The organism is Ferrovibrio sp. (genome assembly GCF_036381655.1).
Taxonomy (GTDB): domain Bacteria; phylum Pseudomonadota; class Alphaproteobacteria; order Ferrovibrionales; family Ferrovibrionaceae; genus Ferrovibrio.
In genome coordinates, this window is sequence record NZ_DASVCJ010000006.1 from 179,180 (window position 1) to 192,828 (window position 13,649).

A 13,649-nucleotide genomic window follows, 5' to 3' on the forward strand; every position below is an offset into this window, starting at 1 on the left:
TTCCGTTTGTGCCATGCGGAACGGCTTTCCCGGGCCCATGTTATTGCATGGATGACCTGGATAACCGCCACCTTGCAAAACGTAAACGGGACGCTGGCCTGGATGCCTGACTGGGCCATCAGCCTCGTCCTGCTTCTGCTCGCCCTTTTCATCGCCGATCTGATCCATCAATCGGCATTCCGTCTGCTCAAGCGGATCGTGGCCGAACGCGACCTGTTCTGGCGCGCCCTGGTGGCGCGCACGGAAGGCCCGTCCCGTCTCGGCCTGATGATCCTCGCCGCCTCCAGCGCAACGACCCTGGCGCCCCTGCCCGGCTACTGGGCGGGTCTGCTGCGGCATATTCTGCTGGTCGGCTTCATCGCCCTGCTCGGCTGGCTTGCGATGACCGCGGTGCATATCTGGATGGTGGTGTATCTGCGCCGCTTCAAGCTGGACGCCGAGGATAATCTGCTGGCCCGCAAGCATGTCACCCAGACGCGCATCCTGCGCCGCGTCGCCAACGCGCTGATCGTCATGATCACCGGGTCGGCGGCTTTGATGACCTTCGACGGCGTGCGGCAATATGGCGTCAGCCTGCTGGCTTCGGCCGGCGCCGCGGGCATCGTGGTCGGCCTGGCGCTGCAACCGGTACTGAAGAACCTGATCGCCGGCATCCAGCTTGCGGTCACCCAGCCGATCCGCATCGACGACGCCCTGCTGATCGAGAATGAATGGGGTAAAGTGGAGGAAATCACCTCCACCTATATCGTGGTGCGGATCTGGGATTGGCGGCGGCTGATCCTGCCGCTCAGCTATTTCATCGAGAAACCGTTCCAGAACTGGACGCGCGAAGGCGCGGCGCTGATCGGCTCGGTGATGCTGTACGTGGATTACACCGTTCCCGTCGATGCGCTGCGCAGGAAAGTCGAAGAGATCGCCGCGCAATCGCCGCTGTGGGACCGGCAGGTCGTGAATGTGCAGGTGACAGATTTCCGCGAGAGTACGATGGAAATCCGCATCCTGGCCAGTGCCGCCAATTCCGGCCGCACCTTCGACCTGCGCTGCGAAATCCGCGAAAAGATCATTGCCTACCTGCAGAAGGAATTTCCGCAGAGCTTGCCGCGCCTGCGCGCCGATCTGGCCGAGCGCAATGGCGGCCATCCCGCCATGCTGCCGGCACCGGCCGAGACGTCGCTGGCGGAAGCCTCGTCGGAGCAGGCTTCAATGCGCGTCGCCGGCCGGCAGTGAGGCCGTCTTCAGGCCCAGGCTGTCGAGGACAAGCCGCATTTCATTGGCGCCATAAGGCTTCTGCAGGAAGCGCAGTTGCGCATCCGCATCGATCTGGCGGCGCATCAGCGCCGGCGACCTTCCGCTGGCGACGACGATCGGCAATTCGGGCTGGCCGGCGCGGATCTGGCGCACGAGCATGGCGCCGTTCAGGTCCGGCAGCCCGATATCGATGACGGCAACGGCGATGCGGCTCTGCGCCAGTTGCAGGCGATCCAGCGCGCCCGCCGCCGAGGGCACGTCCTCCACCGTAAACCCCAGCTCGCGCAGGGCATCGGCAACCACGATCCGCACAAGAAACTCGTCCTCGACCAGCAGCGCGCAGGGCCGCTCATCCGGGCTTGCTTCCGTCGGCGCGGCCTGCTGCCGGATGTCGTCGGCGAGTTGTGGCGGGCAGCCTGACAGGAGATTTTCGATGGTGCGGATACCCGCAACCGTGATGAGGATATGCGGCAACATCACCTTGTCGCCCGTATCCAGCACCCAACCGGCGGGAACCAGGTAATCCAGCGCCCGGCGCGCCATTTCCTGCGACATGCCAAGGCGACGGGCCAGGCGTCGGGCACAAATGATCTGATCGACCCGACCGTGGCTGTGATCGTATAAGCCTTTCAGAAGGTCAAATGCCGGTTGGGGGATTGCGCGCGCCACGCCTGCTCCCATCGTTATTGCACAATTGAAACCTGAATTGAGGTCGCGTTTATACGGTATAGTAAAACTGGTACTTGTGCGTTGTGATCAGGTTGTGATCAGTTGTGGCCGAAACTGAGACCGCGCCGCCGTCAAGCGCCAAACGTTTGAAACCATTCGGAGTGAAACGCCCGATGTCCGATACAGATTCCATTATGGCGGCCGGCAAGGTTGCCGTTCTTACCGGCGCGGGCAGCGGCTTCGGCCGCGAACTCGCGTTGCTCTGTGCCGGGCGAGGCATGAAGCTGGTATTGGCCGATATTCAAGCGGCGGCGCTGGATGAAACTCTGTCGCTGTTGCCTGCCGGAACCGATGCCCTGCCGGTGATCTGCGACGTCGCCAAGGCGGATCAGGTGATGGCCTTGGCCGATCGAACCGACCAGCGCTTCGGCGCAACTCATCTGTTGTTCAACAATGCAGGCGTCTCCGTCGGCGGCTTCAGCTGGGCGACGACCGAAGCGGATTGGCAATGGGTGCTCGGCGTCAATCTGATGGGCGTCGTGCACGGTGTTCGGGCCTTCGTGCCCCGCATGCTGGAAGCCGGCACTCCCGCGCATGTCGTCAATACCGCTTCCGCCGCCGGCTTCGTTTCGGTGCCCGGCTCGAGCATCTACTGCGTCAGCAAGCATGCCGTGGTCACGTTTTCGGAATGCCTGCATCACGAATTGCGGAGCGAGGACGCCAAGATCAATGTCTCGGTGCTCTGTCCGGCTTTCGTGTCGACCGGCATTCTCGATTCCGCCCGCAACCGTCCGGCCGAACTGGCGGAAGCCAACCCGACAGCCGCCCATTTCGCCGAACGGCGGCGCCAGGCGATCACCTCGGGCCGTCTCAGCGCTGCCGATATCGCGGCGGCGGTTGCAGACGCCGTCGCGGCGAACCGCTTCTACATCCTGCCGCATGAAAAGATCAAACGCGCCATCGAAATCCGCATGCGGGATATTCTCGATGGCCGGCAGCCGACCGATACGATGCCCAAGTGATCGCGGTCAGCGATCCGCAAACCAGGCGTGGATCGGCTTGAAGAAACCCAGGCCGGCCGCCTCGGCGAAAGACAGCTCGGCCGCCGTCGCACCCAGATAGAAGGCCTCCTTGCGCGGCACCCGGATTTTTGCAAGCTGGCGCCCCAGATGGGCAGCGATTGCCGCGTCGCCCTCCATCGTTCGATACGGCAGCACAATCAGCGCCTCGAAGCGGCCTTCGAACGCCGATTGCAGCGCCGCCCGCAGCCGCCGCTTGCCGGCCCTGTCGAACCTCCCCGTATAGGCTTCATCGATAACGATCAGCAGACGGCCATTGAACCGCGCGATGCAATCGGCCAGCCGCGGCGCAACTGCCAGATCCATGCCGCCATCGCGCCGCCGCTGCATGGCAGCGACGTGGTGCAGCGGCAGCAAAGCCGTCGACAGATGACTGCCCGTGTCGAGCAGCGCGGCGGCATAATCGCGATATGTCAGGCCGAGCGCTTCGGCGCGCCGCAGCCGGCGCAGGGCGATCTCGCGCGGCGGCGTCTCCCAGGTCTTGGCGATTGCTCGCCGCCAGAGCCAGGCTTTCCAGGACATATCGAGCGGCGGGCCGCCGTTATGGCCGATGCCCGGCAGCGGCGACGGAAGGCTCGGCGGCCGACGCAGCAGCAACTCGATATTCGGATGGCGATGGTCGAAGTAACGATCACCCATGGCGCTCCAGCCCCTCTTCGAATCCGATCATAAAATCCCAGGCATACCAAGCAAAAATGACGGTGCAAGCGGCATGCCAGTACCGCCGAAAGCTCGTTCGGCAGCTCGGGTTGGACGGGGTGATATGGGACCGAAAGCGGAGCGCGGGGCGCGGCGCCGGGCGGGCCCGCCCTGAAACAAATCCCTATTCGTCGTCGCGGACGTAAGGGTTCTTGCCTTTGCGCAGATGCATGCGGATCGGAATGCCCGGCAAATCGAAAGTCTCGCGCAGGCCGTTGATCAGGTAACGCAGATAGGATTCCGGAATGAACTCGGCGCGCGGCGCAAACAGCGCGATCGTCGGCGGGCGGGCCTTGGCCTGCGTGGCGTAGCGGATGCGCACGGAGCGGCCGCCGGCCAGCGGCGGCGGATTGCGCTCGGTCATTCCTTCCAGCCAGCGGTTGAGCTGTGCCGTCGGGATACGGCGGTTCCACCGTTCATACTGAGCCAGGACCGCCGGCAGCAAGCGGTCGAGATGGCGGCCGGTCAGAGCCGACAGGGTGACGACGGGAATGCCCCGCGCCTGCGGCAGCGATTTTTCCAGCCGCTCCTCGATATCGCGCAGGGCCAGCGCCCGATCCTCCACCGCATCCCATTTGTTGACCGCGATCACCAGCGCCCGGCCTTCCCGCAACACATGATCGGCGATGGTCAGATCCTGCCTGTCGATGCCGAGATTGCCGTCCAGCAGCAGCACGACGACCTGTGCCAGCCGGATGCTGCGCAAGGTTTCGGCGACCGAGAGCTTCTCCAGCTTATGCTCGACGCGCGACTTGCGCCGCATGCCGGCGGTATCGACCAGCTTCACATTGCGGCCCTGATACTCCCAGGCGACGGCGATGGCATCGCGGGTCAGTCCCGGCTCTGGGCCGGTCAACAGGCGCTCGCTGCCGACCAGCCTGTTGATCAGCGTCGACTTGCCGGCATTGGGGCGGCCGACCACCGCCAGCTGGATCGGCTTGGTCGGATCGTCCGGCATATCGGCATCGATATCGGTTTCCGGCTCGGCGATCTTGTCCGCCGCCGCGGCCGCGGCGTCGCCGCCACCGCTGCCGATATGCTCGATCAGCGCCTCGGCGACATCGTAAAGGCCCTCGCCATGCTCGGCCGAAACCGGTATCGGCGTGCCGAAGCCGAGGCCGAAAGCCTCGCCGATGCCGCTTGCGCCGGCATTGCCCTCGCATTTATTGGCGAGAAGGATGACCGGCTTGCCCTGGCGGCGCAGCCAGTTGGCGAAATGCCGGTCCATCGGCGTAACGCCCGCGCGGCCGTCGATGACGAACAGCACGGCGGCGGCTTCGCGCACGGCGGTTTCGGTCTGCATGCGCATGCGGCCCGCCATGGTTTCATCCGCGGCTTCCTCGAGACCGGCGGTATCGATGGCGACGAATTCGAGATCGGCAAGCCGCGCCTGCCCCTCGCGACGGTCGCGGGTCACGCCCGGCGTGTCGTCGACGAGCGCCAGCCTCTTGCCGATCAGACGATTGAACAAGGTCGACTTGCCGACATTCGGCCGGCCGACAATAGCAACTTTGGCAACCATGGCGAGCCTAGCGAAAGGCCGTCAGCTTCGCATCGTCGGTGACGACATAGACGGTGCCGTCGGCGACGATGGGCGGGACGGAAGCCTTGTCGGAAAGTTTCAGCGAGCCGAGCAGATCGCCGGTATAGGGCGAAAGCGTGACGATGCGCTCGTCGGTGGAGGCCAGCAGCAGCCGGTCGCCGGCCAGAACCGGCCCGTACCAGTTGATGATGCCCTTGTCGGTCTTGGCGTCCGGATCTTCATAGCGCCGCAGCTGGCGGATCCATTTCACCCGTCCGTCGCGGCGCGACAAACACAGGATTTCGGCGTCGACGGTGACGACGTAGATGAAGTCGCCGGCCACCCAAGGCGTCTGGATGCTGGGGATGACCTTTTCCCAGACGCGCTCGCCGGTGCGCAGGTCGATGGCGATGAAACGGCCCGATTGGCTGACGGCGTAGACCCGGCCGCGATCGATCACCGGCCGGCCGTCGATGTCGTTCAGCGCGCCGATCTGACTGATGCGGCCGCTGTTGCGCACCAGTTGCTCGCCCCAGGCGACCACGCCGGTATCGGCGCGCAGCGCCAGCACCTCGCCCGAGGAAAACGGCGCAATGACGATATTGCCTTCCACCGCGGGATTGGCGCCGCCGATGAAACTGGCCAGCTCGGTGATGCCGGTATAGGTCCATAATTCATCGCCGCGCTCGACATCGAGGGCATGGACCTGGTTGTCGAAGGTGACGACGAAGACACGGTTCGCATCGGCAGTCGGCGCGCCGCGGACCGGCACCTTCAGCGGCGTGTACCAGAACGATGCCCCGGTTGCCGGATCCAATGCGAGCACATCGCCATAGCCGGTCGCCACGATCAGCTTGCCGGCATGATAGGCTAGGCCGCCGCCGATGGCGCCGCTTTCCTCGTGGCGCGGCGTCAGATCGACGCGCCACAGGCGCTTGCCGGATTTGGCATCGAAAGCGCTGACCCGCGTTTCGGCGTCCACGGCGAAGATACGCCCTTCGGCCACCACCGGCTGGGCCAGTATCTTCTCTTCCTCGCTGGCGGAACTGCCCAGATCGGCGCTCCAGGCCTTATGCGGATTGTCGCCAAGCATCAGATGCTGCATGGCATGGCTCGGATAGCCGCCGGCCTGCGGCCAATCCGGATTGTTCCACGGCTTGGGCAGGATGACGGGCGTTTCGGCCAGTTGCGGATCGGGATCGAGCTGGCTGTCGAAGGCCAGCACGGAAATGCGTTCACCGACCGCTTTCGGTGCCTCATCCTGCTCGAACCAGCCGGTGATCGTATCGCAGCCGGCCAAGGCAAGCGCGCCCAACAAGACAATCGGGAAGCGGTAGCGCATCATGGTCTCGCTTATTTCCAGGCTGTTACCGCATAGAACTACTGCACGGGGCCGCCCAGCGCGGCCAGCAATTCGGTCGCCCGGCCACGCAGATTGACCGGTGCCATGGCATCGTCGGAAAGCGTCGTCAGCAGCCGCCGGGCGGCTTCGGTCTCGCCTGCCTTCAGTTCGGCCAGGGCCAGCAATTCGCGCGCATTGGCCGACCACAGGCTGTCGGCCGGGATGGCGGACAGGCGCTGCTTCAGATCCGCCGCGTCCAGCGTGTCGAAGCCATGAAATGCCGCAAGATAGCGCGCCAGATCGCGATAGCGCGCCGCGACCGCATTATCGGCCGCGACGGCATCGAGGGCCGCGATCGCGCCTTTGACGTCCTTGCCTTCCAGCAGATTGGCCGCCTGCTGGAACCGCGCCAGCAGGGCATAGCCGCTGTCATCCGTCTGGGCGAGGTCGGCAAAGGCCTTTGCGGCATCGAGCGGCTTGCCGGCCTGGACCTTGCTGAGTGCCGCATCAAAGGCGCTCGCCGCCGCCGCCGCCTTCTCCATCCGGTGATTGTGCCAAATCTGATAGCCGGCCACGCCGGCGAGCAGCGCGATGACGACCCCGAAGACGAGCGGGCTCCAGCGCTTGAACAGCTTCTGCATCCGCTCGCGGCGGACTTCCTCGTCGACTTCCTCAATGAAATTGGCCACGCCCTACTCCCTGAACGATGCCGGACCGAGACAGCGGTCCGGAAGGCGGCGTACATTACCCGGATCAACCGCCAATGGCAAAGCCCGCAGAGATCCGCTGGAATTCGGTAACCTTTTGATAATACATAGACTCTTGGCAGATAAAACAAAATCAACTAGTCTGCCGGCAGCATTTCGGAGCGTCGACAATTGACGGGCGCTCCACTGTGGCGCCCGATTTAAGGGGGGAATCCATGCGACGAGTCCGTTTTGCGCTCCTGGCGCTGGCTGTCTATGGTGCCGGTACTGCCCTGCATGGCGCCGCCGTCGCGCGGGAACCGGCCAAGCCGATGGCGCTGATCCCCTTTGAGCTCGAACGGGCCAAGGAACGCGGCGACCGCGCCGTCCTCAACCTGAATGAAGACGTCACGCGCGTTCCCGGCTTTCGCATCAGCGAATTGCCGGTCGTCGACGGCAAGCTCGGCGAGCATGCCAAGCTGGACAATGTCGAAATCTACTTTCCCTACGGGCGGATCGTCACCGCGACCGCGGAATTCCACAAATACCGCATAACCCGGGTCAGCAGCGGCACGGCCGCCATGCTCGATCCGCGCTATCAGCGCGTGCGCAGCTTCGATCAGCAGCTCGGCAAGGTCTGCGCCAGCGAGATCGGCAGCAATGGCGAGAAGGTGGAGATGCGCATCGCGCCGAACCGGGTCATGTCGGTGGTCCACGTCCTGCCGCCGCAGCAACCCGGCGTCGATGGCGACACCAGCCCCTCCTACCGGGTAACCAGCGGACTGGAGCTGCGCTTCCTGTCGCGCAAGGAGCCGATGGCCGAGCAGCTTTATCGCGAATGCCGCCGCCCGGCAGGCACCAAGCTGACCCAAAAGGGTTGACGCGGCAGATCGACGGCCCGCCGCCGGCCGGCCGGTGCGCGATACGGCGATCCTCCAACGGACAGGTTAAAAGCGGTGATGCTGCAATCCGCCTGGGCGCAGCTACTGGCCCTGGCCCTCATGGCCATTCTCATCATGCCGGCGGTCTTGCGCCTGCCCTGGCGCAGCCGCCGCATCCTCGTATTCATCGCCGCCTGGCTCGGCATCTTCATAGCCGCGGCCCTGCTGTTCAACCTGCTGCAGTAGTCACCGCGCGGTAAGCAGGCAGGCCGCCGTTCACGCGGATTTTTATCGTCTGCGGCTGCAATTGCGCCAAAATCATTCGCCCCATCGCTCGGCCTTCCATATCTGGCCGCAACTGGAGAATGACTATGGACACCGATCTGCTGAGCCTTGTCCCGAAAGTCGATTTCACCCGCCGCGGTTTCGTCGCCACCTCGCTGGTTTCCGGCTTCACGCTGGCGGCCGGCCCGGTGGTCGCGCAGACCGCCATCGTGACCGATACCAACGGCCTGACCGCCGGAGAAGTGAAGATCCCCGTTGCCGACGGCCGGATGGCCGCCTATCGCGCCATGCCGGCGCAGGGCAACGGTCCTTTCCCGACCATTCTGGTGGTGCAGGAGATCTTCGGCGTACACGAGCATATCAAGGATATCTGCCGGCGGCTGGCCAAGGTCGGCTATCTCGCCATCGCCCCTGACCTCTACGGACGCCAGGGGGACATGAGCAAGGTGACCGACCTGCAGGGCGCCGTCGCCGTCGCCGCCCAGGTGCCGGACGCGCAGGTGATGTCGGACCTGGATGCGACCGCAGCCTGGGCGAATGGCAACAAGGGCGATGCCGGCAAGCTGGGCATCACCGGCTTCTGCTGGGGCGGACGCATCGTGTGGCTCTACGCCGCCCATAACCCGTCCCTGAAAGCCGCGGTTGCCTGGTATGGCCGCGTTACCGGCCCCAGCAACGACAAGACCCCCAAGCATCCGCTCGATATGGTGCAGCAGATGAAAGCGCCGGTGCTCGGCCTCTATGGCGGTGCCGACCAGGGCATCTCCGTCGATTCCGTGCATCAGATGGAGGCGGCGATGAAGGCCGCCGGCAAGACCGCCGCATTCCATATCTACGAAGGCGCACCGCATGCCTTCAACGCCGACTACCGGCCGAGCTACCGCAAGGAAGCCGCCGAGGACGGCTGGACGCGCATGCTGGCCTGGTTCAAGCAATACGGCGTGGCATAAACAATACGGCGTGGCGTAAGCGCGCGGCCATTATGCTAGGCTCCGGCCGCCAAGCCGGAGTCTAGCATGCTTGTCGTTCCGACCTACGCCGCCGCCAGCCCGATCCAGGGCATCGGCCTGTTTGCCGCCGCGCCGATCCTCAAGGGCACGCTGATCTGGCGCTTCGAGCCGGGCTTCGACCGGATCATCCCGGACGAGGTATTTCGGCGTCTGCCGGAGGTGGCGCGCGCCTTCGTCGACCGCTACGGCTACATCACGCCGCAGATTCCGGGCGGCTGGGTGGTGAGCCTGGACAATACCCGCTTCATCAATCACAGCGATACGCCGAATACCGACAACACGACGCCGCTGACCTACGCCAGGCGCGACATCGCCAAGGACGAAGAAATCACCTGCGATTACGGCGAATTCTGCGACAGCTACGATCTGACGAGCTGAGCGGCGGTCCCGTCGCCGTCTTTCGGGCGGCCATATCGCCCCCAGAATCATAGCCGTCCGCTCCGGCGCGGCTTCGACGGCCAGCGGCAGCAGCAGTCTTTTATGTGTGAACCAGCGATCTTCGACGACGTTATCGAAGCTGCGCATTTGCGGCATCATGCTTTCCGCGACCTCGAGATAGTCCCGATGGGCCAGCCGGCCGAAACCCGGCGGCTGCAATTCGTCGACATGGCGGCCGGTCATGTCGGCGCCGTAGTCGCTGCCGAGATTGACGCCCCAAAGCCGGTAGCGGAACCGCAGCGGCCGGTCATCGGTCGCCTCGACCAGCAGCACATTGCCGAGGGCAAAGCGGATTTCGAGCGGGTCGATATCCGATCGCAGCGGCAGCCGCCGCGCGCCGCACTTGGCCTGCCAATATTCCAGCAGCGCCTGAAGCTGTGGATGGACCAGATCCACGCCATGTCCTCCCCTGTCCTTTTTTCTTCTTTCGTCAGCATAGCGGATCGAAGGTCGCGTGGCATTATCGCGGCTGAATATGCGGACAAAAAAAGCCCCGCACCGTATGGCGCGGGGCCTTGTCCTCGGCTGTCGTCGAGATGGGCTTAGAGCCGATCCTTCAATTGCTTCGACGCCTTGAACCGCACCGACTTCGACGCAGCGATCTTGATCGGCTCGCCGGTCTGCGGGTTGCGGCCCTTGCGCGCAGCACGCTTGGAAACCTTGAAGGTGCCGAAACCGACGATGGTGAAACCGCCTTCCTTCTTCAGCGACTTGCCCATCGCCTCGAAAATCGCATCGACGGCTTCGCCCGCCGAGGCCTTGGAACAGCCGGCCGTCTCGCGGACGATCTCGATCAAATCTGCCTTGTTCATAATCCCCTCCAAAAGGCTGCGGATCTTGTTCCCGCCGGTACCCGAATCAAAAAGATCCGCAGCGGGAGGTTGCTGGTAGCATATCTGCGGCGCCGTTCAAGACCGGCCGGGCCATACTAAGAGCTTGCGTTTCTGGAGGAATTTGCCTGCAGCGATTCGCCGCACGAGGCGGTAGCGATTCGCCACCAACGGATGGCAAAAGCAAAACTTGATCCAGATCAAGGCATGGGCCTGCAGGACCAATAGCGTCCTCCCAAACGGAGGAGAAGCATGCCCCTGGAGCAGCAAATCTATCTGATCGGAACCATCGCGGCCTTCGTCGTTTTCGGCCTCGTGATCGCTTTTTGCCGTTTCGACTCTCCCAGACGGCCTTCGCCGTAAGGCCGGGCTGGCAAGCGCTTCCGGCGTCGACCGCCGGCGCCTGATTTCCTACACTGGGCTCCGACACGACGCATTGCCGGAGCGCCAACCATGTCGCGGCTCATCAGACGATTTCAGGCGGCCGACCGTCAGGCGGTCATCGACCTCTGGCGCGTGTGCGGCCTGACCAGGCCGTGGAACGATCCGGCCAAGGATATCGATTTCTGCCTTTCCTCCCAGGAGGCGACCCTGCTGGTCGGCGAGGCCGGCGGGGCCATAGCCGCCACCGTGATGGTCGGCCATGACGGCCATCGCGGCTGGCTCTACTACCTTGCCGTCGATCCGCAGCGGCAAAAGAACGGTTTCGGCCGCGCCATGGTCGCCGCGGCCGAAGATTGGCTGAAAAGCCGCAGGGTGCCGAAGGTCATGCTGATGGTCCGGCCGGATAACGAGCAGGTGCGCAGCTTCTACGCCAATATCGGCTATGGCGAAGAGCCGCGCATCATCTTCACCAAGTGGCTGGAAGACCGGCCAGCGGCCCCCTAAACCGGCCTGTCACGGGTCAGCCCGCAATCGCTTTCGCGTAAAGCTCGGGCGCGAAGCCGACCAGCAGCCTGCCCTTGCCAAGATCGAGCACCGGCCGCTTGATCATCGCGGGCTGCGCCAGCATCAACCTGATCGCCTTTGCCGCATCCAGGGATTGCCGGTCGGCCTCGGGCAGCTTGCGGAAGGTCGTACCGGCACGGTTGAGCAGAACCTCCCAGCCGAGCCGCTTGCACCAGGCCTCGAGCCGGAAACGATCGATACCCGCCATCTTGTAATCATGAAAGCGGTATTCGACGCCATGGTCGTTCAGCCACGCGAAGGCCTTCTTCATCGTGTCGCAATTCTTGATGCCGTAAATGGTGGTGGTCACCGTCCTGTACTCCGATTTCTGTTGCAGACACTACCCATATCGAAATGAATCGTATGACCCATGCGCCTTGGCATTACCATCCGCAGCTGTGCAGGAGCGGATAGCGGATCATCGCAGGTATCGGGTCACCAGACGGGTGGCCTCGTCGACGAGGGCTTCGGCCCCATCATCCGATAGCATCTCGGGACGGTACAAGACTGCCGTATGCGTCAACGCCTCGATCGCCGTCACGCACATGAATGCCGCAAGCTCCAAATCGACACTGCGCAATTCATTCCTGTGGTTCTCAAGGTAAGCCCTGAAGAGCGCATAAAATTCGCGGTTGAAAATCTCGATTTCGCCCAGCCGTCCCGTGCGCGGAATCTGTTCCGACAGAACCCGATGCAGCCTGGGATCGACCCGATGCGCCGCGATCGCCGCGGCAACCAGCCGCCGCACCGCCTGCTCCACCGGCAGCGTTGCGACCTCCGCCAATGCCGCGCGGGCAACCTGCATCAATTCCCGCGTATGGCGTTCGATGACGGCGATCACCAGCGCTTCCTTGCTGGGGAAATACTGATAGAGGGAGCCGATACTCACGCCGGCCTTCTCAGCGATCCGGTTGGTGCTCGCCTTATCGAAACCCTCTTTGACCAGAATGCGAGCGGTCGCCTCCACCAGAGCATCTACGGTGGCGCGCGACCGCTCCTGCGACGCCTGTTTTCTTGGACTTGTATGCGGTCTGCGGGCCATGCCTGGTGCCCTCGAAACGCGAGTGGACAATGCGAGTAATAGCTCGCATTTTAAGTCGGCATCGCCTCTCCGGCAACAACGAAAGGAACGTCATGACTGCTCCCTACCGCCTTATGATCCGCCAGAAGCGCTGGGCAACCGACGGCCTCAACCGGGTCGTTACCGAGACTCTGGACCGCATCCCCGCCGATGATAGGGTTCTGATCCTGCGGCTGCTGGATCACGTTCAGGCGGTCGACGAAATCTTCTGCGCCCATCTGCAGATGCGCCCGCATGGCTATCAGGCGCCGCGTTCGCCTGAGCTTCCCAGCCTAGAGACGTTGGCCGCCAGGGCCCGCGCGATTGCCGACTGGTATGTCGGGTATGCCGAAGCCCTGACGTCGAAGCAGGCGGACGAGAGGATCGCCTTCACCTTCGCGAATGGCGAGCCCGCGCGCATGAGCAGAGGCGAGATACTATTGCATGTCGCCACGCATGCCGCCGGCCATCGCGGCCAAGCCGCGCTTCTGCTACAGAAGAATGGCATCCAGCCCTTTGGAGACCGGATCACCGATTTCCTGCAAGCCGAGGAGGCCGCCGCATGACCAAGCCATTGCCGCTGGACCGTTTTCCGCTTCATCTCGGCCTCGGCGCCCGCGCCGTGCCGCAGCCCGAATTCACCGGCATGGAGTGGTACGAGGCGTATGTCGCGCGCAATGGCGACGAGGCGCGGCTCGTTTCGCTGTTCAGTTTCAGCGAAAGCTGGACGAGATGGGAGCAGCATCCGGCGGGCGACGAGGCGGTGATCTGTACCGCCGGAGAGATCACGCTGATCCAGGAATTGCCGGATGGGCCAAGAAAGATCACGCTGCGCCCCGGCGAATATGCCGTCAATCCGCCTGGCGTCTGGCATACGGCAGATGTCGCCGACCACGCCACGGCCGTGTTCATCACCGCCGGCCGGGGCACCGAACACCGTCCGCGTTGAGGC

Annotated in this window: 17 protein-coding genes and 1 pseudogene; 9 read left to right on the top strand and 9 right to left on the bottom strand. The window is 63.9% G+C overall.

The window, feature by feature from the left end; all coding sequences use genetic code 11:
- The first annotated feature begins 102 nt into the window (after positions 1-102).
- Positions 103-1,227, top strand: a complete 1,125-nt coding sequence (locus VF194_RS01230; RefSeq protein ID WP_330887213.1) for a mechanosensitive ion channel family protein — start codon at positions 103-105, stop codon at positions 1,225-1,227.
- Here VF194_RS01230 and VF194_RS01235 read toward each other — a convergent pair.
- On the bottom strand, positions 1,201-1,803 hold the full coding sequence (locus VF194_RS01235; RefSeq protein WP_330887215.1) for a response regulator: 603 nt from the start codon (positions 1,801-1,803) through the stop codon (positions 1,201-1,203). The genes VF194_RS01230 and VF194_RS01235 overlap by 27 nt on opposite strands.
- Positions 1,804-2,090: 287 nt before the next feature.
- Between VF194_RS01235 and VF194_RS01240 the strand changes: the two genes are divergently transcribed.
- A complete protein-coding gene (locus tag VF194_RS01240; RefSeq protein WP_330887217.1) occupies positions 2,091-2,939 on the top strand; it encodes an SDR family NAD(P)-dependent oxidoreductase in 849 nt (282 codons plus the stop codon).
- 6 nt (positions 2,940-2,945) lie between these two features.
- Here VF194_RS01240 and VF194_RS01245 read toward each other — a convergent pair whose 3' ends face one another.
- The 4 genes from VF194_RS01245 to VF194_RS01260 all read right to left on the bottom strand — a co-directional run bounded on the left by VF194_RS01245 (position 2,946) and on the right by VF194_RS01260 (position 7,248).
- The gene (locus tag VF194_RS01245) at positions 2,946-3,635 is read right to left on the bottom strand and encodes a hypothetical protein (RefSeq protein ID WP_330887219.1); all 690 of its coding nucleotides are present in this window, start codon (positions 3,633-3,635) and stop codon (positions 2,946-2,948) included.
- A 184-nt stretch (positions 3,636-3,819) separates the two neighbouring features.
- The gene (der, locus tag VF194_RS01250; protein ID WP_330887221.1) at positions 3,820-5,217 is read right to left on the bottom strand and encodes a ribosome biogenesis GTPase Der; all 1,398 of its coding nucleotides are present in this window, start codon (positions 5,215-5,217) and stop codon (positions 3,820-3,822) included.
- 7 nt (positions 5,218-5,224) lie between these two features.
- Positions 5,225-6,562, bottom strand: a complete 1,338-nt coding sequence (locus tag VF194_RS01255; RefSeq protein ID WP_330887223.1) for a PQQ-binding-like beta-propeller repeat protein — start codon at positions 6,560-6,562, stop codon at positions 5,225-5,227.
- A 35-nt stretch (positions 6,563-6,597) separates the two neighbouring features.
- Positions 6,598-7,248 carry a tetratricopeptide repeat protein gene (locus tag VF194_RS01260; protein WP_330887225.1) on the bottom strand — a complete coding sequence of 217 codons (651 nt, stop codon included), beginning with the start codon at positions 7,246-7,248 and terminating at the stop codon, positions 6,598-6,600.
- 233 nt (positions 7,249-7,481) lie between these two features.
- On the opposite strand from VF194_RS01260, the gene VF194_RS01265 reads away from it, so the two are divergent.
- The 4 genes from VF194_RS01265 (at position 7,482) to VF194_RS01280 (ending at position 9,799) form a co-directional block, all read left to right on the top strand.
- Positions 7,482-8,126 (top strand): hypothetical protein, encoded by a 645-nt coding sequence (locus VF194_RS01265; RefSeq protein ID WP_330887226.1) that lies wholly within the window; start codon positions 7,482-7,484, stop codon positions 8,124-8,126.
- A 75-nt stretch (positions 8,127-8,201) separates the two neighbouring features.
- Positions 8,202-8,372: a hypothetical protein gene (locus VF194_RS01270; protein WP_330887228.1), complete on the top strand. Its 171-nt coding sequence runs from the start codon at positions 8,202-8,204 to the stop codon at positions 8,370-8,372.
- A gap of 125 nt (positions 8,373-8,497) precedes the next feature.
- The gene (locus VF194_RS01275; RefSeq protein WP_330887230.1) at positions 8,498-9,361 is read left to right on the top strand and encodes a dienelactone hydrolase family protein; all 864 of its coding nucleotides are present in this window, start codon (positions 8,498-8,500) and stop codon (positions 9,359-9,361) included.
- Positions 9,362-9,427: 66 nt separating this feature from the next.
- Positions 9,428-9,799 carry an SET domain-containing protein gene (locus tag VF194_RS01280; protein WP_330887232.1) on the top strand — a complete coding sequence of 124 codons (372 nt, stop codon included), beginning with the start codon at positions 9,428-9,430 and terminating at the stop codon, positions 9,797-9,799.
- A gap of 96 nt (positions 9,800-9,895) precedes the next feature.
- Here the strand turns inward: VF194_RS01280 and VF194_RS19765 are convergent.
- Positions 9,896-10,255: pseudogene (locus tag VF194_RS19765) on the bottom strand (PAS domain-containing protein); the annotation flags it as partial.
- A 146-nt stretch (positions 10,256-10,401) separates the two neighbouring features.
- On the bottom strand, positions 10,402-10,671 hold the full coding sequence (locus VF194_RS01290; protein WP_330887236.1) for an HU family DNA-binding protein: 270 nt from the start codon (positions 10,669-10,671) through the stop codon (positions 10,402-10,404).
- A 471-nt stretch (positions 10,672-11,142) separates the two neighbouring features.
- Here VF194_RS01290 and VF194_RS01295 point away from each other — a divergent pair, with 471 nt between their 5' ends.
- A complete protein-coding gene (locus VF194_RS01295) occupies positions 11,143-11,577 on the top strand; it encodes a GNAT family acetyltransferase (protein WP_330887237.1) in 435 nt (144 codons plus the stop codon).
- 16 nt (positions 11,578-11,593) lie between these two features.
- Here the strand turns inward: VF194_RS01295 and VF194_RS01300 are convergent, their stop codons facing one another.
- Positions 11,594-11,947 (bottom strand): ArsC family reductase, encoded by a 354-nt coding sequence (locus VF194_RS01300; protein WP_330887238.1) that lies wholly within the window; start codon positions 11,945-11,947, stop codon positions 11,594-11,596.
- A gap of 108 nt (positions 11,948-12,055) precedes the next feature.
- Positions 12,056-12,604, bottom strand: a complete 549-nt coding sequence (locus VF194_RS01305; RefSeq protein ID WP_330887240.1) for a TetR/AcrR family transcriptional regulator — start codon at positions 12,602-12,604, stop codon at positions 12,056-12,058.
- 167 nt (positions 12,605-12,771) lie between these two features.
- Between VF194_RS01305 and VF194_RS01310 the strand changes: the two genes are divergently transcribed.
- The gene (locus VF194_RS01310) at positions 12,772-13,263 is read left to right on the top strand and encodes a DinB family protein (RefSeq protein ID WP_330887242.1); all 492 of its coding nucleotides are present in this window, start codon (positions 12,772-12,774) and stop codon (positions 13,261-13,263) included.
- A complete protein-coding gene (locus VF194_RS01315) occupies positions 13,260-13,646 on the top strand; it encodes a hypothetical protein (RefSeq protein ID WP_330887244.1) in 387 nt (128 codons plus the stop codon). The genes VF194_RS01310 and VF194_RS01315 overlap by 4 nt, the downstream gene beginning before the upstream one ends.
- The last annotated feature ends 3 nt before the right edge of the window (positions 13,647-13,649 follow it).